General features: G+C 57.9%; 20 protein-coding genes. 12 read left to right on the forward strand and 8 right to left on the reverse strand.

What is annotated here, in order from left to right:
• Positions 1-123 precede the first annotated feature (123 nt).
• From hemB to ACN0XM_RS12150, 3 genes are all read left to right on the forward strand, one after another.
• Positions 124-1,140, forward strand: a complete 1,017-nt coding sequence (gene hemB, locus ACN0XM_RS12140) for a porphobilinogen synthase (RefSeq protein ID WP_417567204.1) — start codon at positions 124-126, stop codon at positions 1,138-1,140.
• A 67-nt stretch (positions 1,141-1,207) separates the two neighbouring features.
• Positions 1,208-3,349 carry a polyphosphate kinase 1 gene (gene ppk1 / locus ACN0XM_RS12145; protein WP_417567205.1) on the forward strand — a complete coding sequence of 714 codons (2,142 nt, stop codon included), beginning with the start codon at positions 1,208-1,210 and terminating at the stop codon, positions 3,347-3,349.
• A gap of 15 nt (positions 3,350-3,364) precedes the next feature.
• Positions 3,365-4,660: a DUF945 family protein gene (locus ACN0XM_RS12150; protein ID WP_417567206.1), complete on the forward strand. Its 1,296-nt coding sequence runs from the start codon at positions 3,365-3,367 to the stop codon at positions 4,658-4,660.
• Between the two features lie 50 nt (positions 4,661-4,710).
• Here the strand turns inward: ACN0XM_RS12150 and coaD are convergent, their stop codons facing one another.
• From coaD to ACN0XM_RS12170, 4 genes are all read right to left on the reverse strand, one after another.
• On the reverse strand, positions 4,711-5,193 hold the full coding sequence (gene coaD / locus ACN0XM_RS12155) for a pantetheine-phosphate adenylyltransferase (RefSeq protein ID WP_417567207.1): 483 nt from the start codon (positions 5,191-5,193) through the stop codon (positions 4,711-4,713).
• Between the two features lie 92 nt (positions 5,194-5,285).
• A complete protein-coding gene (locus ACN0XM_RS12160) occupies positions 5,286-6,878 on the reverse strand; it encodes a GMC family oxidoreductase N-terminal domain-containing protein (RefSeq protein WP_417567208.1) in 1,593 nt (530 codons plus the stop codon).
• A 27-nt stretch (positions 6,879-6,905) separates the two neighbouring features.
• The gene (locus ACN0XM_RS12165) at positions 6,906-7,544 is read right to left on the reverse strand and encodes a hypothetical protein (RefSeq protein ID WP_417567209.1); all 639 of its coding nucleotides are present in this window, start codon (positions 7,542-7,544) and stop codon (positions 6,906-6,908) included.
• 176 nt (positions 7,545-7,720) lie between these two features.
• A complete protein-coding gene (locus tag ACN0XM_RS12170; RefSeq protein ID WP_417567210.1) occupies positions 7,721-9,166 on the reverse strand; it encodes a coniferyl aldehyde dehydrogenase in 1,446 nt (481 codons plus the stop codon).
• 194 nt (positions 9,167-9,360) lie between these two features.
• Here ACN0XM_RS12170 and ACN0XM_RS12175 point away from each other — a divergent pair, with 194 nt between their 5' ends.
• The 6 genes from ACN0XM_RS12175 (at position 9,361) to gntR (ending at position 14,904) form a co-directional block, all read left to right on the forward strand.
• On the forward strand, positions 9,361-10,047 hold the full coding sequence (locus tag ACN0XM_RS12175) for a TetR/AcrR family transcriptional regulator (protein ID WP_417567211.1): 687 nt from the start codon (positions 9,361-9,363) through the stop codon (positions 10,045-10,047).
• A gap of 304 nt (positions 10,048-10,351) precedes the next feature.
• Positions 10,352-11,362 carry a TRAP transporter substrate-binding protein gene (locus ACN0XM_RS12180; protein ID WP_417567212.1) on the forward strand — a complete coding sequence of 337 codons (1,011 nt, stop codon included), beginning with the start codon at positions 10,352-10,354 and terminating at the stop codon, positions 11,360-11,362.
• A gap of 61 nt (positions 11,363-11,423) precedes the next feature.
• Entirely contained in the window at positions 11,424-12,026 is a 603-nt protein-coding gene (locus tag ACN0XM_RS12185; RefSeq protein ID WP_417567213.1) for a TRAP transporter small permease subunit, read from the forward strand.
• Positions 12,019-13,335, forward strand: coding sequence for a TRAP transporter large permease (locus ACN0XM_RS12190; protein ID WP_417567214.1), 1,317 nt, complete (start codon positions 12,019-12,021; stop codon positions 13,333-13,335). The genes ACN0XM_RS12185 and ACN0XM_RS12190 overlap by 8 nt, the downstream gene beginning before the upstream one ends.
• 1 nt (position 13,336) lies before the next feature.
• The gene (locus ACN0XM_RS12195) at positions 13,337-13,855 is read left to right on the forward strand and encodes a gluconokinase (RefSeq protein ID WP_417567215.1); all 519 of its coding nucleotides are present in this window, start codon (positions 13,337-13,339) and stop codon (positions 13,853-13,855) included.
• Between the two features lie 50 nt (positions 13,856-13,905).
• Positions 13,906-14,904 carry a gluconate operon transcriptional repressor GntR gene (gene gntR, locus ACN0XM_RS12200; RefSeq protein WP_417567216.1) on the forward strand — a complete coding sequence of 333 codons (999 nt, stop codon included), beginning with the start codon at positions 13,906-13,908 and terminating at the stop codon, positions 14,902-14,904.
• A gap of 11 nt (positions 14,905-14,915) precedes the next feature.
• Here the strand turns inward: gntR and yihA are convergent, their stop codons facing one another.
• Positions 14,916-15,539, reverse strand: a complete 624-nt coding sequence (yihA, locus tag ACN0XM_RS12205) for a ribosome biogenesis GTP-binding protein YihA/YsxC (RefSeq protein WP_417567217.1) — start codon at positions 15,537-15,539, stop codon at positions 14,916-14,918.
• Between the two features lie 176 nt (positions 15,540-15,715).
• Here yihA and ACN0XM_RS12210 point away from each other — a divergent pair, with 176 nt between their 5' ends.
• The 3 genes from ACN0XM_RS12210 to ACN0XM_RS12220 all read left to right on the forward strand — a co-directional run bounded on the left by ACN0XM_RS12210 (position 15,716) and on the right by ACN0XM_RS12220 (position 18,026).
• Positions 15,716-16,324 carry a c-type cytochrome gene (locus ACN0XM_RS12210; RefSeq protein WP_417567218.1) on the forward strand — a complete coding sequence of 203 codons (609 nt, stop codon included), beginning with the start codon at positions 15,716-15,718 and terminating at the stop codon, positions 16,322-16,324.
• A gap of 143 nt (positions 16,325-16,467) precedes the next feature.
• The gene (locus ACN0XM_RS12215; RefSeq protein ID WP_417567219.1) at positions 16,468-17,103 is read left to right on the forward strand and encodes a thiol:disulfide interchange protein DsbA/DsbL; all 636 of its coding nucleotides are present in this window, start codon (positions 16,468-16,470) and stop codon (positions 17,101-17,103) included.
• A gap of 62 nt (positions 17,104-17,165) precedes the next feature.
• Positions 17,166-18,026 carry an endonuclease/exonuclease/phosphatase family protein gene (locus tag ACN0XM_RS12220; protein ID WP_417567220.1) on the forward strand — a complete coding sequence of 287 codons (861 nt, stop codon included), beginning with the start codon at positions 17,166-17,168 and terminating at the stop codon, positions 18,024-18,026.
• A gap of 68 nt (positions 18,027-18,094) precedes the next feature.
• Here ACN0XM_RS12220 and rpmG read toward each other — a convergent pair whose 3' ends face one another.
• The 3 genes from rpmG to radC form a co-directional block, all read right to left on the reverse strand.
• Positions 18,095-18,250, reverse strand: a complete 156-nt coding sequence (gene rpmG, locus ACN0XM_RS12225) for a 50S ribosomal protein L33 (protein WP_008173465.1) — start codon at positions 18,248-18,250, stop codon at positions 18,095-18,097.
• 11 nt (positions 18,251-18,261) lie between these two features.
• Complete coding sequence (gene rpmB, locus ACN0XM_RS12230) at positions 18,262-18,498, reverse strand: 50S ribosomal protein L28 (protein WP_099618617.1); 237 nt, start codon at positions 18,496-18,498, stop codon at positions 18,262-18,264.
• Positions 18,499-18,726: 228 nt separating this feature from the next.
• Entirely contained in the window at positions 18,727-19,401 is a 675-nt protein-coding gene (radC, locus tag ACN0XM_RS12235) for a RadC family protein (RefSeq protein ID WP_417567221.1), read from the reverse strand.
• Positions 19,402-19,472: the final 71 nt, after the last annotated feature.

Below are 19,472 nucleotides of genomic sequence, written 5' to 3' on the forward strand. Positions count from 1 at the left end.
GGATTAACCTGCTAAGGGAGTCTGCAACCGGCGGCGCTGGCCGTGTATGATGACGTAAGTGGCGCCGGACCGACGCCGGGATTATTCATCAGACTTTTTGTTCAGTCATTCAGGAGGTTGTCCGTGCAGAATCTGACTCCCCGAGCTTTCCCAACTACCCGTCTGCGTCGCAATCGGGCCAGCGATTTTTCGCGCCGGCTGGTTCGGGAAAACCAGCTCACCCCAGACAACCTCATTTATCCGGTTTTCGTACTGGAAGGCGAGGGCCAACGCGAGCAGGTGCCATCCATGCCGGGGGTTGAACGCCTGAGTATCGATCTTCTTGTTGAACAGGCAACTGAGCTGGTAGATCTGGGAATTCCCGCCGTTGCCCTGTTTCCGGTAGTTTCCGCGGAGAAAAAGAACCTTTCCGGTTCTGGCGCCTGGGATTCGGATGGCCTGGCCCAGAGGGCGGTCAGGGCTCTGAAAAAAGCGCAGCCGGAGCTGGGCGTGATCACCGATGTGGCGCTGGACCCATTCACCACCCACGGCCAGGACGGCATCATTGATAACGACGGCTACGTTCTCAACGATGTGACTGTTGAAGCGCTCGTCAGTCAGGCTCTCTCGCATGCCGATGCCGGTGCCGATGTGGTTGCCCCCTCCGACATGATGGATGGGCGGATCGGTGCCATTCGGGATGCCCTGGAGAATGCTGGCTATGTGAATACCCGAATCCTGGCCTATTCTGCCAAGTATGCGTCCAGTTATTACGGGCCTTTCCGCGATGCGGTGGGTTCGGCAGCCAATCTCGGCAAAGGCAACAAGTCCACTTACCAGATGGATCCTGCCAACAGCGACGAAGCGCTGCACGAAGTGGTCATGGACCTGTCCGAAGGTGCCGATATGGTGATGATCAAGCCAGGTATGCCGTACCTGGATATTGTGTATCGGGTGAAAACGGAATTGCAGGTGCCGACATTTGTGTACCAGGTCAGCGGCGAATACGCCATGCACATGGCAGCGGCAAAGAATGGCTGGCTGGACGGCGACGCGGTGATGATGGAAAGCCTGATGGCCATGCGTCGCGCGGGCGCCGACGGTATCCTGACCTATTTTGCCGTGCGTGCGGCCCGGCTGATGCGGGAACGACAAGGCTGACAACCGATACAAACCAATCGCCGGCGTGCAAACACGCGACGGTGAACAACACTGGAACCGAGGATACATGACAACGGAAACTGCCAAGAACCAGGCGAAAAGCGGTGAACTGAGCGTGCCTGCGCCCGTGGAAGTTCCCCCGTTGGGCGAAGAGGTAAACCTGGACGCTAATGAAAATTACTTCAACCGGGAGCTGAGCCAACTGCAGTTCAACTACCGGGTGCTCAAACAGGCTCTGGATACTACCCATCCTCTGATTAACCGCCTGATCTTCTGCTGTATCTTCAGCAGTAACATGGACGAATTCTTCGAGATCCGTGTTGCCGGGCTGCGACAGCAGATGAAATACGGCCGTGAGACCATTGGTGCCGATGGCATGATGCCGGATCAGGCGCTGGCGGAAATCAGCCGTGTTGCCCATGATTACATCCACGAACAATATGACATCCTCAATAATGTCCTGATCCCCGAAATGGAACAGCAGAACATCCATTTTGTGCGACGCCGTGAGTGGACGCCGCAGCAGGCCGAATGGGTTCGTAACTATTTTGAGGAGGAAATTCTGCCGGTTGTCAGTCCCATCGGGCTGGACCCCTCGCACCCGTTTCCCCGGTTGGTAAACAAGAGCCTGAACTTCATTGTTGAGCTGGATGGCAAAGATGCCTTTGGCCGTGAAACCGGGATGGCGATCGTGCCTGCTCCCCGGTCACTGCCGCGACTGGTGCGACTGCCGGATGACGTGTGCGACGGTGGAGAGAACCTGGTGTTCCTGTCCTCCATGATTCATGCCCATACCGACGAGCTGTTCCCGGGCATGGAAGTAAAAGGCTGCTACCAGTTCCGCCTGACACGTAACGCCGACCTTGAGCTTGAGGATGACCTGGAAGATCTGGCTTCAGCCCTGCGAGGCGAGCTGCTCAGCCGCCGTTTCGGCGACGGCGTTCGACTGGAAGTGGCGGACAACTGCCCCCAGGAACTGGTCCAGTTCCTGTTGACTGAGTTTGGTCTTACCGAGCGGGATCTGTACCAGGTCCATGGCCCGGTTAACCTGACCCGGCTGATGGCTGTCGGTGGCCTGGTAGACCGGCCGGACCTGACCTATTCCGGCTTCTCACCATCGATTCCCAAGCAGATCCGAAGCAAGGATTCGATGTTCGACTCCATCCGCAAGCAGCCAATTCTTTTGCACCATCCCTTCGAGAACTTCAGTCCGGTGGTGGATTTGTTGCGCCAGGCTGCCAAGGATCCCCAGGTGCTGGCAATTCGCCAGACCCTTTACCGAACCGGGGCGGACTCCGAACTGGTCGAAGCACTGGCGGACGCGGCCAGGCGTGGTAAGGAAGTGACCGCGGTGATCGAATTGCGGGCCCGGTTCAGTGAAGCGGAGAACCTTGAGCTGGCGAGCCGGCTGCAGGAAGCCGGGGTGATCGTGGTTTATGGCGTGGTTGGCTACAAGACGCACGCCAAGATGATCCTGATCGTGCGCCGGGAAGAGGGTCGGCTGCGGCGCTATGTGCATCTGGGTACGGGTAACTATCACGCTGGCAACGCCCGCCTGTATACCGATTACAGTTTCATGACCTGTGACGAATCCATCAGCGATGACGTCAACAAGCTGTTTCAGCAGCTGACAGGCATGGGTAAGGCCCTGAAGATCAAAAAGCTGTTTCACTCTCCGTTTACCCTGCACTCCCGCTTGCTCAGCCTGATCGAGAGGGAGGCCGACTATGGCGAGAAAGGCCGGATTATCATCAAGTTCAATGCCCTGACCGAGATCCAGATGATCAAGGCCCTATACCGGGCTTCCCAGGCGGGAGTGAAAATTGATCTGATCATCCGTGGCATCTGTTGTCTGCGCCCGGAGGTGCCGGGCTTGTCCGATAACATCCGGGTAAAGTCCATCATTGGTCGCTTTCTCGAACACACCCGGGTTTACTACTTCGGCAACAATGGCAGGCCGGATGTTTACTGCTCGAGCGCCGACGGCATGGAGCGCAATCTGCTGAGCCGTGTGGAAACCGCGTTTCCCCTGGACGACCCGGCCCTGGCGGCCCGTGTTCGCGAAGATCTGGACACCTACCTGGCCGATAACTGTCAGTCCTGGGTGTTGCAACCGGACGGCAGTTACATCCAGAACCAGCCCGCCGAGGGTGAGGAGCGCCTGGCGGCCCAGTTGGTGTTGCTGGAACGGTTGACCGGAAAAAACTGATTTCCCCGACGGAGAATGCTTTTGAATGCCAAATGGATGATTGCCGGCGCCGGAGTGCTGGTTGTGGCCGGTGGACTGCCGTGGCTGGTGGGTTATGTCACCGAACAGCAGTGGCAGCAGGCCGCGGCAGAGGTCAACAGTGCTCAGCCATTCCTGAAGCTGGAGACAGAGGAGTATCGCCGGGGCTTTCTCGGTTCAGAGCTGAGGGCGTCAGTCAGCCTGTTGAATCCTGAAACGGGCGAGTCCAACCGGGTGGCTTTCCGGGCGGATGTGACCCATGGAGTGACAGGCAGCCTGATAGACTTTGAGCCGGTCGATGGTTGGTCTGCACAGGGTATGGACTGGTTTCCCGAAGAAGATCCAACGCTGACTCTGGAGACTCGACTCTGGGGGACTGCGACCTTTGAGCTGGAAGTGCCGGGCATGTCGGTTACGGATTCCGGGACGGGCGAGTCTCTGGCCTCCAGTGGCGGTCTGGCAAGAATCGAGATCGGTGACGCGGGCACCAGTGCCGAGGCACTGGTGGTCTGGCCCGCACTGATATTTTCTGGCCCTGAAATGGATGTCCGAATCAGCGACTTCCGGATGGAGCAGACCATGAACCACCTCTCCGGTGAGGTCTGGACCGGCTCTGGCGAAGTTATGGCTGAATCAGTGTCTGTCACGCCCGATCAGGGACAGCCGGTTGCTCTGAACGGCATTTCTGTTCAGAGCAGCAGTGAGTCCGTCGGCAATGGCGAGCGTCTGGATTCGCGGGTGGCCTTCGAGGTTGCCGATATTGCCTTTTCCGATCAGGCGTATGGTCCCCAACGGCTGGTATTCGCTCTGGAGGGGCTGGAAGTGGCTGCCTGGAGTGCCCTTACAGAAAGCCTGTCGGCGATGCAGGCACTGGCGGTTACGCAGGCTTCGGGCGGCCAGGAGCAGTTTGATCGGCAGATGGCAGCCATGGAGCAGATCAATGCCGCCGTACGGAATTTGGCGGCGGCCGGCTTTTCCGTGGGTTTTCCGGAGTTGTATATAACAACTCCGGAAGGCGCGGTAACCGGAAACGCCCAGATCTCCCATCCGGAGCTGACGGCAGATCAGAAAGCTGAGATGCTGATGGTGATGCAACGCCTGGTCGGCGAAATGAATCTGAGCCTGCCCATGGCTCTGGCAGAGAAATATCCAGAGTTGCAGTTGCAGCTGGCGCCGCTGATCAAGCAGGGCTTGCTGGTTCAGGAGGGTGACAGACTGTTGCTGGACGCACAGATGAAGGATCTGGTGGTTGATGTGAATGGCGTGGAAATTCCGTTACCACCTTTGCTCTGAATCCTCGGTCAGGATCAAAAAAGCCCCGGTATCGGGGCTTTTTTGTGACCTCAGGCCCGTTCAAACTTCTGTTTCAGGGCCGCCTCTACCGCCGGATCGACGAATTCTGACACATCACCGCCCAGGGATGCGATTTCCCGGATCAGGGTGGAGGAAATGTAGGACAAGTGATTCGCGGGGGTCAGGAACACGCTTTCCACTTCCGGGGCAAGCCGACGGTTCATGTCCGCCAGTTGGAATTCATACTCGAAATCGGAGACGGCGCGCAGGCCCCGCAGGATCACGGTGGCGCCTTGTTCACGGACAAAGTCTGCCAGCAGGTTGCTGAAGCCGGTGACGCTGACATTGGGGATATGCGCAGTTGCCTGACGGACCAGTTCGCAGCGTTCTTCGAGGTTAAGAAGCGGCTGTTTCTTGGGGTTATAGGCAATGGCAACGACGATTTCATCAAACATCCGGCCGGCCCGCTCAATGAGGTCGGTGTGGCCGTTGGTGATGGGGTCGAAGGTGCCCGGGTAGATGACTTTGGACATGCACAGCTCCTTTCTTTTCAGGCGCTCAGGATAGCAGTATTTTTGGGCTTTCTGTAGGCAGCTTCAGAGGCACTCTCCCCGACCAAGTCCTTTTATCCCACCAACCTCTGCGCCAGCCTGGTGCTATTCCTTGCGGCCAATGCGTAGACCGACAACTGCGGGTTAGCGCCGATGCTGGTCGGGAAAACCGAGGCATCGTGGACACTGAGGTTGCTGACGTGATGGTGCTCGCCGAAGCTGTTGACCACGGAGTTCTCAGAGTTGTTGCCCATACCGCAGCCGCCCATCTGGTGGGCGGTGAACAGGCGGACGCGGTGGGGTTCCATGGGGAGCCGGTTAATGGCGGCTTTGGCCTCGGCCAGGGTGTGGTACCAGTCGGAATCCAGGTGCATCAGACGAACTTTTTCTGCGCCGGCGGCGAACTGGATTTCTGCCATGGTATGGAAGGCTTCCCGCAGGCCAGTCCAGAGATAGTCGGTGACCGGGTAATCCAGTACTGGGCTGCCGTCGTCCCGCAAGGAGACGGTGCCACCAGGGCTTTCGGGGTGGAAGCCGTCCCGAAGCAGGGCGATGACGGACTGCATGTGGGGCAGCCCGGCCATGCTGTTGATCTGGGTTTCACCGTGTCCAGGTATCACGCCGCTGGCCATGCCCGGGTGTAGCGGCGGAACTTCCAGTTTGTAGCCCACCGGGCCGTCGACGCCGTTGCGGAAGTTGAACTCGTCGGAGTAAATGGACTGGGGTGCACCGTAAAACGGGTCAACCTGTTGGGGCATCTGGGCGACGGCGGCGTTGACCGGATGGATGAAGGAGCGTTTTCCAATACGCCGGTCGGGATCCGGAATATTTGACCGCAACAGCAGTCCCGGAGAGCCAATGGCGCTGGCGGCGACCACGAAGTGTCGGGCTTTAAGCGTTACCGTAATCCCGGTTGGCGTTATGCCATCGCTGGCGAAGGCTGTGGCCTGGAGGTGGTCGATTCGGTCCTGGCTCATCACCAGTTTGTCGGCCTTCAGGCTGTGAAACAGTCGGGCATTGTTGTCCAGGGCGCCGGGAATGGTGGTCATCAGCGCCCCCTGTTTTGCGTTGGTTGGGCAGCCGACGCCGCAGTAGCCCAGATTCCAGCAGCCTTTGACGTTGCGGGGAATAATCTTCCAGCTATAGCCCAGCTTCTCGCAGCCCTGGCGCAAGATGTCGTTGTTGACGTTTGGGGCGACCTGCCAGGGTGCAACGTTGTGCCGCTCCTCGCGGCCGTCGAACCAGGGGGCCATGGCCGCCGGTCGGAGTTCGTCCAGGCCGAACTGGTCGGCCCAGTAATTCAGGGTGGCATCCGGCGTGCGGAAACTGCTGGTCCAGTTGACTGTCGTGGAACCGCCCACGCAGCGGCCCTGAAGAATCGCAATGGCGCCGTCGCGGGTGACCCGGCTCATGCCCTCCTGGTAAAGGTTGGCGTAGGAGGTCAGCTCGTCCATCTTGAAGTCTTTCTGGTAATAAAGCCGGCCTTCTTCCACCAGAATCACGGACAGCCCGCTGCGGGCGAGAATCTCTGCGGTGGTGCCGCCACCGGCTCCGGTTCCGATAACCACAACATCCGCTTCCGTGGTCAGGTTCTCCGTGAGGCTGGCACCATCGGTGACTTTCCAGCCCGATTCCAGACCTCGGGCAATACGATCAGTTAATGACATGGTTGGCTCCTTCGGATCAGCTGGAAATCAGGCGTTGTTGAATTGGGGGAGGGCATCGACCGCCTGCGGTGGCGGCCCGGGATAACCGGACAAATGCCAGAAATCCCGATGACCATAAAACGCCACGTTGCTGACCTTGGTGAGGGCAATGTAGCCATTGTTGAACAGACCAATACCGCTGGTACGCCAGCGCTCCAGAAACGCATCTGCCTCTGCGGTTGTCACATTCGGCCAGCTGGACCAGACCCGGGCGATGGTCACCCGAGTCAGCCCGAAATTCAGCAGATCAAACAGCCGGCGCAGCTCTTTCTGGTTGGCTGGCCCGAAATTGTGGATCCCGGCATCAATACGTTCAATCGTCCCTGCGATGGCGATATTCCGGGCCTGCGGCTGCTCCGGTAACCCCGGACCAATCATGGCCGGAAGCAGCGCCTCGAACAGTGTGATGTCATCCCGGGTCAGAAAGCGGAACTGATAGCTGGCGTCCATCCGGGTGCCCACGGCACTCAACCTGCCGGTCGGCTGCGTGGCACAACCGCTCAGCCCGGCGGTCACACTGACAGTACCCAGCAACAGGGCGCCTCCGAGCCCGGTTTTCAGAAAGCTTCGGCGGTCCAGGTCCAGGAATTGAGACTGGTTTGAATTATGGGGATTTGGTTCGTGCATGGATGGTTTCTCATTTTTATTTTATTGAGGGCAGGGAAAGCGCCTGATCGTCGGGGGCTGGTATCACTTTCCGAAACTGTGCAAAACAGGGATGTTTTGCTCAAGCCTACAGGGACGTATTAACGGCGTGTTTCGGAAAGTGATACCAGCCCTCGACAGACTCCCAAAGCCGGAATCTAGCGGATAAACAGCTTATAAACCATCTTGTGCGCCGCCGTTCCATGGGGCGCATAAACAAACTTGCCGCTGTTGAACTTCTGCTTGGTGAAAATAGCCCGGTGATGAGAGAACGTCAGGAAACCCTCGCGGCCATGGTAATGCCCCATACCGGAATCTCCGATGCCACCAAATGGCAGATCATCCTGAGCCACGTGCATCAGTGCATCGTTGATGCACATGCCGCCCGAGTGGGTGTTATCCACAACATGCTGCTGTTGCGCCTTGTCATAACCAAAGAAATACAGTGCCAGCGGCCGCGGACGGTCGTTGATGTAATGGATGGCCTCATCCAGGCTGCCATAACCCACCACTGGCAGAATCGGGCCGAAGATCTCATCCTGCATCAGCTTCATGTCTGGTGTGGTTTTCAGAACCAGCGTCACCGGAATCTTGCGGGTGCCATCCTTCATATTCTCACGGGCCGGATTGATCTCCACCAGCTCCGCGCCCTTGTCCCGGGCATCCTCCAGGTAGCCCTGCAGCCGATCATACTGGCGCTCGTTGATAATCGCCGTGTAGTCATCATTATCCCGCAGGCTCGGATACATTTCCGAGAAACGGGCCCGGAACTCGTCCACAAAAGCCTGAACCCGATCGGCCGGGCAGAGCACGTAATCCGGGGCCACGCAGGTCTGTCCCGCATTGAATGCCTTACCGAAAGCAATACGCTGAGCGGCATCCTCCATCGGCACATCCGGTGACACGATCGCCGGCGATTTGCCGCCCAGCTCCAGGGTCACCGGGGTCAGGTTTTCGGCTGCGGCCTTCATGACCAGCCTACCCACCGAAGTGGACCCGGTGAACAGCAGATGATTAAACGGACGTGACGAAAAGTCTGCCGCCACATCGGCCTCGCCATTGATCACCGACACCAGATCTTCCGGGAAGCTGGCTTCGATCAGCTCCTTGAACAATGCTGAGGTGTGCGGGGTGTATTCCGACATCTTGATCATGGTGCGGTTGCCCGCAGCCAGGGAAGCGACCAATGGCCCCACGGCCAAATACAGTGGGTAGTTCCAGGGTACGATCACACCGACCACGCCCTTGGGCTGGTAGTGAACCTTGTTGCTGGCCGGTTGGAACAGAACCGAAACATGGCGTTTTGACGGCTTCATCCAGCCACTGAGATTCTTGAGGGTGTAATTGATGCCCTGGATGGAGGGCATTACCTCAGCGATCAGGGACTCGTCCTTTGAGCGGCAGCTGAAATCACGGTCAATGGCATCCAGAAGTCGGTCCTGGTTGCTCAGCAGCACACGCTTGAGGCGTTTCAGGTTCTCCTGCCGTTCGGTCAGAGAAGGCATGGGGTTGTTGCGAAATGCCTTCTTCTGATCCTCAAACACCCGGTGGGTATGCTGGATATGTTTCTTGCTCTCAGTGAGCTGGACGACGGTGGCTCCCATGGTGCTCTCTCCTTGTGTGGCGCCAATCTGGTTTCAGTCGGCAGCCTGTTATTCAGGGGGTTGAACGGCTGGCGAAAAAGTGTTCAATTTGCGTCTGATGGTATTATTAGAGTATATACTCTAGTGAGTCAAGCGAAGGTGGCTGGCGAATCGGGCCATCTGTGAGCCGCACAACAACAAATGCCGAAGAGTGTATGAAGACAAGAGATAAAATACTGCTCTGTAGCCTGGAGCTGTTCAATGAGCGGGGCGAGCGTAACGTTACCACTAACCATATCGCGGCTCACCTGGCGATTTCGCCGGGTAACCTCTATTACCATTTCCGCAACAAGTCAGACATCATTTACGAGATCTTCCTGGAATACGAAAAGCTGGTGGATTTCTACCTGGATATTCCGGAAGACCGGGCCATGACGCTCGATGATATGACGTTCTACCTCGAGTCGGTTTTTGATGGGCTCTGGAGTTACCGGTTCTTTCATCGCGACCTGGAGTACTTGCTGGATGGCGACCAGCGCCTGCGCCAGGACTACCGGGAGTTCACCAATCGCTGTCTGGCGTCGATCAGTTGCATCTTTGAGAAGCTGGCAGAAGCCGGAATTATTGAGCCTCAGGAGGATGACCTGCGTTCGGCCATGTCGTTAAATGTCTGGCTGGTGATCACCAATTGGATGGCGTTCCTGAAAACGGCCCATGCGGCCGAGGAATCGGCCTGCCTGACACTGACCGAACTCAAGCAGGGTATCTACCAGGTGCTTACCCTTGAGATTCCCTACCTGACGCCAGCCTATCGTGATCAGGTGATGGCTCTGAGAGAAAAGTACCGGCCATCGCTTCCTGAGACCAGTTTGGCGGGTAAAAACGCAGCGTCGGGTAAGTGATAGCCGAAGAGATGATCAAAAAATGATCTTCTCTGGAACTTTCGTCGAATCCCTCCCTCCAAGTAGTAGACGTTAGGAATTCGGACATTCCTCGCGTCTCCTGAGTGAGTTCTCAGGTTTTAGCACGTCGCAAACCCTGACGTTTCACCGGTCTGCTTTCTTGCAGACCGGCTTTTTTATTTCCAGCCGTTTCTGCTCCTGCTCCTTGATCAATAAACACCCTTGTAAGTGGTTTCCGAATTCGATACGCTAAATATGTTACCGGTAACATGCGCCGGCACAACAACAATCAGGAGACCCGATTATGTTCCCGACCAGACTCGCTGCTGGCTTGTTGTCAGCTACATTTGCTTTCAACGCCTTCGCCGCGGACTACACCTTCAAGTTCCAGTCTTCCGACCCCTCCGGTGTCAAGAATTTCGAGATTCAGCAGGAATGGGCTGACCGCGTAGAGGAAATGACCGGCGGCCGCGTGGCCATTGATCTGCTGCCCGTGGGCAGTGTGGTCAGTCACACCGAAACCCTCGGTGCCATGAACATGGGTGTCCTTGACGGCCATGTGTCCGTAACTGGCTACTTTTCCGGCAAAGACCCCGCGTTTGGACTCATTGGCAATACCGTGGGTGCCTGGTCCAGCCCGGACCAGCTGATCGATTACATCTACTACGGCGGTGGCTATGAGTTGATGAACGAGCTCTATGCACCCTACGGTGTGAAATTTGTTGGCGGCGGTGGTACCGGCCTGGAGTCGTTTGTCTCGAAGAAGCCGCTGGATGGCGTCGAAGACCTGAAAGGCCTCAAGATGCGGGCACCGGAAGGCCTGGTACAGTCCGTGTTTGCCGCCGCCGGGGCGGCTCCGGTAAATCTGCCGGGCTCTGAGGTGTATACCGCACTGAGCAAGGGCGTGATCGATGCCGCCGATTACACGGTGTTTTCCACCAATCACGAAGCCGGCCTGCACGAGATTGCTGCCCATCCGGTGTATCCAGGCTTTCATTCCCTTCCTCTGATCGAAATTGCCATGAACCTGAAAGACTGGGAAAAACTCCCGGGGGACATTCAGGCCATCATGACCGTCTCAGCGCGGGACTTTGCCCAGGACATTAGCACCCAGCTGGCCATGGCGGACAAGAAGGCCGTCAAGAAAGCCCGGGCCAACCCCGATATCACCGTGCATGACTGGTCGGCCGAAGAGCGCCGGAAGTTCCGGACGATTGCCCGCGATCAGTGGGAAATCTACGCCGAGCAATCCCCGAATGCTGAAAAAGTCTACCAGTCCGTGACCGGCTACCTGGAATCCCAGGGCCTGCTCTGAGGACGATGCCCCGTAACCAGTAACCGGGCAGGCCAAACCGGCCCGGTGCGCGGAGTTCATTATGTCTGCTGCAAACCTTTCCTCCGGGCCGGAGCTCAATCCGGACCATGGTGATCTGCTGCCCGAATCCGACGAGGATATCGGCTTTACCCGCCTCGACCGGGCTATCGTCTGGCTGGGCAAGAGGCTGAGCCTGGTGTTCGCTGTGATCGTTCTGGTGTCGTTCTACGAGATCGTACAGCGATACGTGCTCAACTCGCCGACACTCTGGGTGCACGAAACAGTGACTTTTGCCGGCGCCACCCTGTTCGTACTGGGTGGACTCTATGCCCTGGCAACCGACCGGCACGTGCGCATCGTGCTGATTTACGACGCTGTGTCGCCCCGGATCCAGCGCTGGCTTCGGGTGGTTCACCATCTGTTCGGGCTGGCGTTCTGCAGCATGATGCTCTACGCCAGTTGGTTCATGGCACAAGGCGCCGTTCGGGCACCCTGGGGTGCCTGGCGCCTGGAGACCTCGGGGTCGGCCTGGAATCCACCCTTTCCCGCCTTTCTGAAAGTGATCATTCTCGTGGCGATCGTCATCATGACGCTCCAGTTTGTCCTGCATCTGATTCGTGATCTGCGCCGCCCGGCTCCAACCAGGGAAATAGACGATGTTTGAGCTGGCTTCTCTCGGGATTGGCTACGGCAGCCTGCTCATGCTGCTGATGCTGGTTGTGCTGTTGCTGACCGGCATGCAACTGGCCTTCGCCACCGGCCTGGTGGCTCTGGTCTTTGCCCTGGGCTGGTTTGGCCCGGATGCGCTGCCGATTGTCAGCAGTCGCCTGTACAGCTTTATTGGCAATTACGTTTTCCTGGCGGTGCCGATGTTCGTGTTGATGGCGTCGCTACTGGATCACTCCGGCATCGCCCGGGACCTGTTCGATGCCATGGCCCGCTTTGGCCGGAAACTGCGCGGCGGTGTTGCCCTGCAAACCCTGGTGGTAGCGGTGATCCTGGCCTCCATGTCAGGCGTGATTGGCGGCGAAACCGTGTTGCTGGGCATTCTGGCCCTCCCGCAGATGCTGCGCCTGGGCTATGACCGCAAACTGGCCATTGGGACCACCTGTGCCGGTGGTGCCCTGGGCACCATGCTGCCACCGAGCATTGTCCTGATCATCTACGGCCTGACCGCGAACGTCTCCATTGGTGATCTGTTCAAGGGCGCGTTCCTCCCGGCGTTGATCCTCGCGTTGCTCTACATGGGCTATGTGCTGGTCAGGGTCTGGCTGAAGCCGGAAATGGCCCCCATCCCCTCTGATCAGGATCAACCGGACACCCCGGCGCCGAATTTCTTCAAGGCCCTGCTGTTCCCGATTCTCTCGGTGGTGGTGGTTCTGGGCAGTATCTATGGCGGGGTGGCTTCGGTTACCGAAGCATCGGCGCTGGGTGTCATGGGTATTGCCATCAGTACCTGGATTCGTGGCGAACTGTCCCTGCCCATGGTGCGCAAGGCTACCATCAGCACCCTTCGGGTGTGCGGCATGATCATCTGGATCGGCATTGGCGCCACCGCTCTGGTCGGCGTTTACAATCTGATGGGCGGTATCGACTTCGTCCGCGAGATGGTCTTTGCTGTCAGCGGCGGCGATGGCCTGACCACCATCCTGTTCATGATGCTGATTCTGCTGATTCTGGGAATGTTCCTCGACTGGGTCGGGGTGGCCCTGTTGACCATGCCGATTTTCGTGCCCATCGTGACTGAGTTGGGCTACAGCCCGATCTGGTTCGGTGTGGTGTTCTGCATGAACATGCAGGTGTCCTTCCTGTCACCGCCCTTTGGTCCGGCGGCGTTCTACCTTAAGACGGTGACGCCCAAGGACATCACCCTGGGCGAAATCTTCCGGTCGCTGTTGCCGTTTATTGCCCTGCAGATCGTCGCCCTTGCCCTGCTGATTGCGTTTCCACAACTGGCATTGTGGTGGCAATAACATGAGTGTTTGCAAAGTTATCGTCATGGGCGTGTCCGGTTGTGGCAAGAGTCTGATTGGCACCCGGCTGGCGGAAAGGCTCGGCATAAGGTTTTTCGACGCCGACGACTTCCACAGCCAGGCCAATGTGGCCAAGATGGCTAGTGGCGTTCCGCTGACCGATGCCGATCGCAGTGGCTGGCTGGACGATCTCGCGGAGCTGGTCCGGGGTGAGCAGAAGGGCCTTGTACTGGCGTGCTCGGCCCTGAAACGGGCCTACCGAGACCGATTGCGGGCGGGCAATCCGTCGCTGCAGTTTGTCTACCTCAGGGGCGATATGGAGACCATCTGGTCCCGGCACGCCAGTCGTGAGGAGCACTATTTCAACGGTCGAACCATGCTCGAAAGCCAGTTCCGTACCCTGCAGGAGCCGGACCCGGACGAGGAAGCGATTACCATGGATGTCTCCGAACTGCCGGACCGGATTGTCGAGCGTTGTCTGTCAGCCCTGGACACCCCGGACTGGTCGCGGGAAAGCTGAATGGCGCGAGCTCGCGTATGATGGAGCCCGGATTGTTACCAGGAAACCGAATGGTGAAGAAGAGACGCCCCACATTGCAGGATATTGCCGATCGGGTCGGTGCCACGAAGATGACCGTGAGCCGGTGCCTTCGGGGCGGCGATAATGTGTCCGAGCACATGCGGGAACGGATTTTCGCCGAGGCTGAGGCTTTGGGTTATATCCCGAACCGGGCGCCCGACCTGTTGTCCAAGTCCACCAGCCATGCCATCGGAGTGTTGCTGCCATCACTCACCAACCAGGTCTTCGCCGATGTCATCAAGGGCATTGAATCGGTCACCGAGCCGGCCGGCTATCACCTGATGCTGGCCCACTATGGTTACAGTCGGGAGATGGAAGAGCGCAGTCTGGCCGCGCTGCTGTCATACAACGTCGACGGCGTTATTCTGTCTGAGAGCCAGCACACTGATCGAACACTGAGGATGCTGGGGACCGCGGGCGTTCCGACGGTGGAAATCATGGACACCCACACGCCGCCCTTTGAGCAGGCCGTGGGCTTTGACAACGTGCTCGCGGCCTACGACATGGTGCGGGAAATGATTCGCCGCGGCCGCCGTCATGTGGTGTACCTGGCAGTCCGGCTGGATGCCCGTACGCTGCAACGCCAGGAAGGTTACACCCGGGCCATGGAGGAGCACGGGCTGGCTCCGGTTACGTTGCGCAGCGAACAGCGCTCTTCCTTCAGCGTTGGCGCTACACTGCTGGAGCGCATCCTCACTGAAGCACCGGATACCGATGCTATCTTCTGCACCAACGACGACGTGGCCATTGGTGCCTTTTTCGAATGTCAGCGGCGGGGTATTCCGGTGCCGGGGCAGATCGCCATCGCCGGCTTCCACGGCCACGATGTTGGCCAGGTCATGGTGCCGGCACTGGCCAGCGTGATTACGCCGCGGGAGCAGGTGGGCCAGCGAGCCGCCGAGGCCCTGATTGCCCGCCTGTCTGGGGCAGCCATGGGCGAGCGTTTCATCGACCTGGGTTACCGAATCGAGCCCGGTGGAACTCTTTAAGCGGTTTCCAGTTAAACGGCTTCGAGCCAGTTCGTGAGTGCCCCACGGCATTCCTCAACACCGCGTTTTGACGTCGCAGAGAACATGATCAGGTGTTGCACACAGGTGAATGCCTTCAGGTTTTTTGCGATGCCCATCATGGCGATCTTGGCCTGCCCGAATTTCAGTTTGTCCGCCTTGGTGGCCAGAATCATCAGCGGAAGGTTGTTATGTTCGCACCATTCCACCATCATTTGGTCAAAATCGGTCAGCGGGTGGCGGATATCCATCACCAGAACCAGCCCGCGCAGGCAGCGGCGGTCGTTCAGGTAATGCCCCAGATGCTTTTGCCAGTCATCCTTCATGTCTCTGGAGACCTTGGCATAACCATATCCGGGTAGATCCACCAGACGACACTGCTCCCGGTTGAGGGAGAAAAAGTTGATCAGGCGGGTGCGGCCGGGGGTTTTGCTGGTTCTCGCCAGTTTGCCGTTTATGGTAATGGCGTTGAGAGCGCTGGACTTACCAGCATTGGAGCGGCCGGCGAAAGCAACTTCAGCGCCGATATCCGGCGGGCATTCGTCCAGGCGGGAGGCGCTGACCAGGAAACGGGCGCTGTTAAAAGAGACGGTTTTTTGAGTCAGATCAGGGTCCACAGCGGTTGGCTTTCCTTTGGATTTCAGTTATCAGGGATTAATGTATAATGCTACACCAATTCCGGGCGGCGTGCTGCGCGCGACCGCTGTCAGCCCCGGTTTTGAGCCTGACTGGTCAGCGCCTGCCGGCTGCATAACGAAGAATACCCTTAAAAGATGAGAGAAGCGGAGCGAGCATGAAAAAACTGATCGCAGGAGTTGTTCTCGGTGTTGCCCTCACAGCGGTGGCTCACGGGGCAGGAGATCCTCAGGCAGGCGAACAGAACGCAGCGGTATGTGCCGGTTGTCATGGCCAGGGTGGCCAGAAGCCTGTCATGGGTGTTTACCCGAAGCTGTCCGGTCTGGGCGAAAAGTACCTTTATAGCCAGTTGGTGGCCATCAAGGCGGGTGATCGGGTCATTCCGGAAATGACCGGCCTGCTGGATAACAGGTCAGACCAGGAACTGCTGGATCTGGCGGCCTATTTTGACAATCAGGACATGATTGTCAGCCAGGCAAATCCGGATCTGATTGATGCGGGCGCGGCACTGTACCGTGGTGGCAATATGGCCACTGGCGTCCCTGCCTGTGCCGGTTGTCATAACCCTCAAGGCAACGGCAACGAGCCAGGCGGTTATCCGGCTCTGGGCGGCCAGAACGCTGAGTACGTGACCAAACAGCTCAAAGCTTACCGTGGAGGTACCCGCAATGCCGGTGCCAATGCGGCCATCATGATGGATGTGGCGTCAAAGCTGACAGATGCTGAAATCGAAGCGGTCTCCAGTTACATTTCCGGTCTTAACTGATCCGCTGGGTCTGCTCCAGAAAACCCCGCCTCGTGCGGGGTTTTTTGTCCCTGTCGATACTGTAACAGCGGGCGTGTGGAACTTTTCAGCTTCGCTGGGTCATAATCCTTCTATAACGACATTCAAATAACCGGAGATTTTCCATGTTTCGATATTTCAGAGCCGCCTTCCTGCTCCTATTGGTTCTGTCTGTTTCTGGCTTTGCCAGTGCCGCAGAGTGGACGGAGGGTACGCACTACGAGCGTCTGGAGACACCTGTGCCTACCAGCAGTCAGTCTGGGGTCGAGGTGGCAGAAGTGTTCTGGTATGGCTGCCCGCATTGCTACAACTTCAAGCCACTGATTGAGAACTGGGAGGCCAATGCGCCGGACTACGTCAATTTTGTCAAGATTCCCGCTGCTCTCGGGCGGAACTGGGAGCCCCATGCCTATGCTTTCTATGCCCTGCAGGTCATGGGTGAACTGGACAAGGTACACGATGCCCTGTTTGATGCTCTTGCCGGCGAGCGCCGCCCGCTGAATACGCCGGAAGCGCTGGCGGATTTCGTTGCGGGTTACGGTGTGGATCGGGACGAGTTTCTGGCCAATTACAAAAGCTTTGGTGTGAATGCGCTGATGCAGAAGGCCCAGGCCAAGATTCGTGGTGCGCGGGTCACCGGAACACCGACTATGCTGGTAAATGGCAAGTACCGAACCAGTGCGTCCATGGCTGGCAGCCATGAAGCTGTTCTGGAAGTGCTGGATTATCTAGTCGCCAAAGAGCACGAGAGTGCTGAATAGGGCCTCATTAGTGAGACTGAAGCCCGAATACCGCGAGCAGCCGGCCGGTTGAGACCGCCATTATGTACAAGCATATCCGAAAGCAGTTGAATGGCATTTTGGGGCCTGCCGGCCGGCCCCGGGGTGCCTGCTCCGGAACCGAACATGTGCCGGAATTCGAACCACACCGGTACATTCGGCTGCTGACCTTCAATATTCAGGTGGGCATCAATACCTCCTCTTACCGCCATTACCTCACGCGTAGCTGGCAACACTTCCTGCCCCACCGCAACCGCATCGAAAACCTGGATCGCATTGCGTCACTGCTGAGCAACTACGATGTCGTGGCCTTGCAGGAATGCGATGGTGGCAGCTTGCGCAGTGGTTACATAAATCAGGTGCAGTATCTGGCCGAGGCTGCGGGCATTCCTTACTGGCACCAGCAGCTGAACCGCAATCTCGGTCAGATTGCTCAGCACAGTAACGGTCTGCTCAGCCGATACCGGCCGCTGGATGTGACCGAACACAAACTACCCGGGCTGATACCAGGCCGTGGCGCCATCATTGCCCGCTACGGAACTGAACATGACCCGCTCGTACTGGTGTTAATGCACCTTTCCCTGAGCAAGGCGGCCCAGCAACGACAATTGGGTTACATCCGGGAGCTGATTGCGGACTACCAGCATGTGGTTCTGATGGGCGACATGAATGCCCACGCTGAACAGTTGCTGACCCAGACGCCTCTAAAAGAGACCAACCTGGTGCCTCTGCCGGATACCGCCCACAGTTTCCCCAGTTGGCGACCGGAGAAGGCCCTGGATCACATTCTGGTGAGCCCGTCGCTGGAAATTCGGCGCGCGGAGGTGGTCAGCTATCCGATGTCAGACCATCTGCCTATTGCCATGGAAGTGGCGTTGCCGGAGGGGTATCTGGAAAAATTCTGAGGGCGGTTATTGGCGACAAAAAAGCCCGGCGCATTGGCCGGGCTTTTTTGTGGGTGCCGGATCAGAGTTTACTTGATCTTGGCTTCCTTGTACGCAACGTGCTTGCGGACAACCGGATCGTACTTCTTGATCTCGATCTTTTCCGGAGTGTTACGCTTGTTCTTTTTGGTCGTGTAGAAGTGACCAGTGCCTGCTGATGATACCAGCTTGATTTTCTCGCGCATGATGCGGCTCCTTAAAATTTCTCGCCGCGGGCGCGAAGATCGGCCAGCACAGCGTCAATGCCTTTTTTGTCGATGATGCGCATACCCTTGGTGGATACGCGCAGCTTCACGAAACGCTTCTCGGTTTCAACCCAGAAACGATGGTTCTGCAGATTCGGCAGAAAACGACGACGAGTGTGGTTCATCGCGTGGGAAACGTTGTTACCGGATACCGGACGCTTTCCGGTAACCTGACAAACTCTGGACATACTTGCCTCCGACCTGAGCAATGGTCTCAATAATGCGAATTCGTTTTTGATGCGTCTCTGGTTGCCAGGGAACTGTTAGGCCCCCATTCGCGCCTCTGAACTGAAGGCTGCTCGCCAGACGCCGCCAGAAAGGGACGCTTTTATACCAGAACCTGCCCCCCAACGCAAAAAATTGTTGGGAATTTGGCCAATTTTCCGGCACAGACGTTCACCATTTTACACCAGGCTTTACATCAGACCCCGTTCAGCCAGTGATATTACCTCACCGTGGCCCACAACCATATGGTCAAGAACCCTGATATCCACCAAACCGAGGGCTTCCTTAAGGCGTCGGGTCAGGGAAATGTCGGCCTGGCTGGGCTCTGCTACGCCGGATGGGTGGTTATGTGCGAAAATAACGGCTGCTGCGTTGTCCTCCAGAGCCTGTCGTACCACCTCTCTCGGATAAACGGCAGCGCCGTCGATGGTGCCCCGGAACAGCTCCCGGTATTGAATCACCCGATGGCGGTTGTCGAGGAACAGACCGGCAAAAACCTCGTGGGGGTAGGTGCCCAGGCGACTGGTCAGGAACCGTCGGGTGTCTTCCGGCGAGCGCAGGGGGTCACCCTGGCGAAGTGGTTCGTCCATCACCCGACGGGCCATTTCCATGGCCGCCTGAACCTGGGCGTATTTAGCGGTCCCCAGGCCTTTTACCTCACAGAACTGGCGGCGGGAGGCGGTCAACAGGCCCCTGAGACCGGAAAATTCGTCAACCAGGTGGCGGGCCAGCGCCATTACCGGTATACCGGTGGTGCCCGTGCGCAGGAAAATGGCAAGCAGCTCGGCGTCTGAAAGGGTTTGGGCGCCGTGGGCGAGCAGGCGTTCCCTCGGACGTTCATCCATGGGCCATGCGGGGTCTGTCATGCGGTCTTCCTTGCGTTGTTTTTTGTGACGGGGTGCTTCCTGCACCGAGACAGTGATCTCAGGGTTACAAA

The sequence above is a fragment of the Marinobacter sp. genome (genome assembly GCF_048269445.1).
GTDB lineage: Bacteria > Pseudomonadota > Gammaproteobacteria > Pseudomonadales > Oleiphilaceae > Marinobacter.

What these genes read in the sequence shown, in the direction of transcription:
- ppk1 (WP_417567205.1), top strand. Translation starts at nt 1,208, where the DNA reads ATGACAACGGAAACTGCCAAGAACCAGGCGAAAAGCGGTGAACTGAGC.
- ACN0XM_RS12150 (WP_417567206.1), top strand. Translation starts at nt 3,365, where the DNA reads ATGCTTTTGAATGCCAAATGGATGATTGCCGGCGCCGGAGTGCTGGTT.
- coaD (WP_417567207.1), bottom strand. Translation starts at nt 5,193, where the DNA reads ATGTCCAAAGTCATCTACCCGGGCACCTTCGACCCCATCACCAACGGC.
- ACN0XM_RS12160 (WP_417567208.1), bottom strand. Translation starts at nt 6,878, where the DNA reads ATGTCATTAACTGATCGTATTGCCCGAGGTCTGGAATCGGGCTGGAAA.
- ACN0XM_RS12165 (WP_417567209.1), bottom strand. Translation starts at nt 7,544, where the DNA reads ATGCACGAACCAAATCCCCATAATTCAAACCAGTCTCAATTCCTGGAC.
- ACN0XM_RS12170 (WP_417567210.1), bottom strand. Translation starts at nt 9,166, where the DNA reads ATGGGAGCCACCGTCGTCCAGCTCACTGAGAGCAAGAAACATATCCAG.
- ACN0XM_RS12175 (WP_417567211.1), top strand. Translation starts at nt 9,361, where the DNA reads ATGAAGACAAGAGATAAAATACTGCTCTGTAGCCTGGAGCTGTTCAAT.
- ACN0XM_RS12180 (WP_417567212.1), top strand. Translation starts at nt 10,352, where the DNA reads ATGTTCCCGACCAGACTCGCTGCTGGCTTGTTGTCAGCTACATTTGCT.
- ACN0XM_RS12185 (WP_417567213.1), top strand. Translation starts at nt 11,424, where the DNA reads ATGTCTGCTGCAAACCTTTCCTCCGGGCCGGAGCTCAATCCGGACCAT.
- ACN0XM_RS12190 (WP_417567214.1), top strand. Translation starts at nt 12,019, where the DNA reads ATGTTTGAGCTGGCTTCTCTCGGGATTGGCTACGGCAGCCTGCTCATG.
- ACN0XM_RS12195 (WP_417567215.1), top strand. Translation starts at nt 13,337, where the DNA reads ATGAGTGTTTGCAAAGTTATCGTCATGGGCGTGTCCGGTTGTGGCAAG.
- gntR (WP_417567216.1), top strand. Translation starts at nt 13,906, where the DNA reads ATGGTGAAGAAGAGACGCCCCACATTGCAGGATATTGCCGATCGGGTC.
- ACN0XM_RS12210 (WP_417567218.1), top strand. Translation starts at nt 15,716, where the DNA reads ATGAAAAAACTGATCGCAGGAGTTGTTCTCGGTGTTGCCCTCACAGCG.
- ACN0XM_RS12215 (WP_417567219.1), top strand. Translation starts at nt 16,468, where the DNA reads ATGTTTCGATATTTCAGAGCCGCCTTCCTGCTCCTATTGGTTCTGTCT.
- ACN0XM_RS12220 (WP_417567220.1), top strand. Translation starts at nt 17,166, where the DNA reads ATGTACAAGCATATCCGAAAGCAGTTGAATGGCATTTTGGGGCCTGCC.
- rpmG (WP_008173465.1), bottom strand. Translation starts at nt 18,250, where the DNA reads ATGCGCGAGAAAATCAAGCTGGTATCATCAGCAGGCACTGGTCACTTC.
- rpmB (WP_099618617.1), bottom strand. Translation starts at nt 18,498, where the DNA reads ATGTCCAGAGTTTGTCAGGTTACCGGAAAGCGTCCGGTATCCGGTAAC.
- radC (WP_417567221.1), bottom strand. Translation starts at nt 19,401, where the DNA reads ATGACAGACCCCGCATGGCCCATGGATGAACGTCCGAGGGAACGCCTG.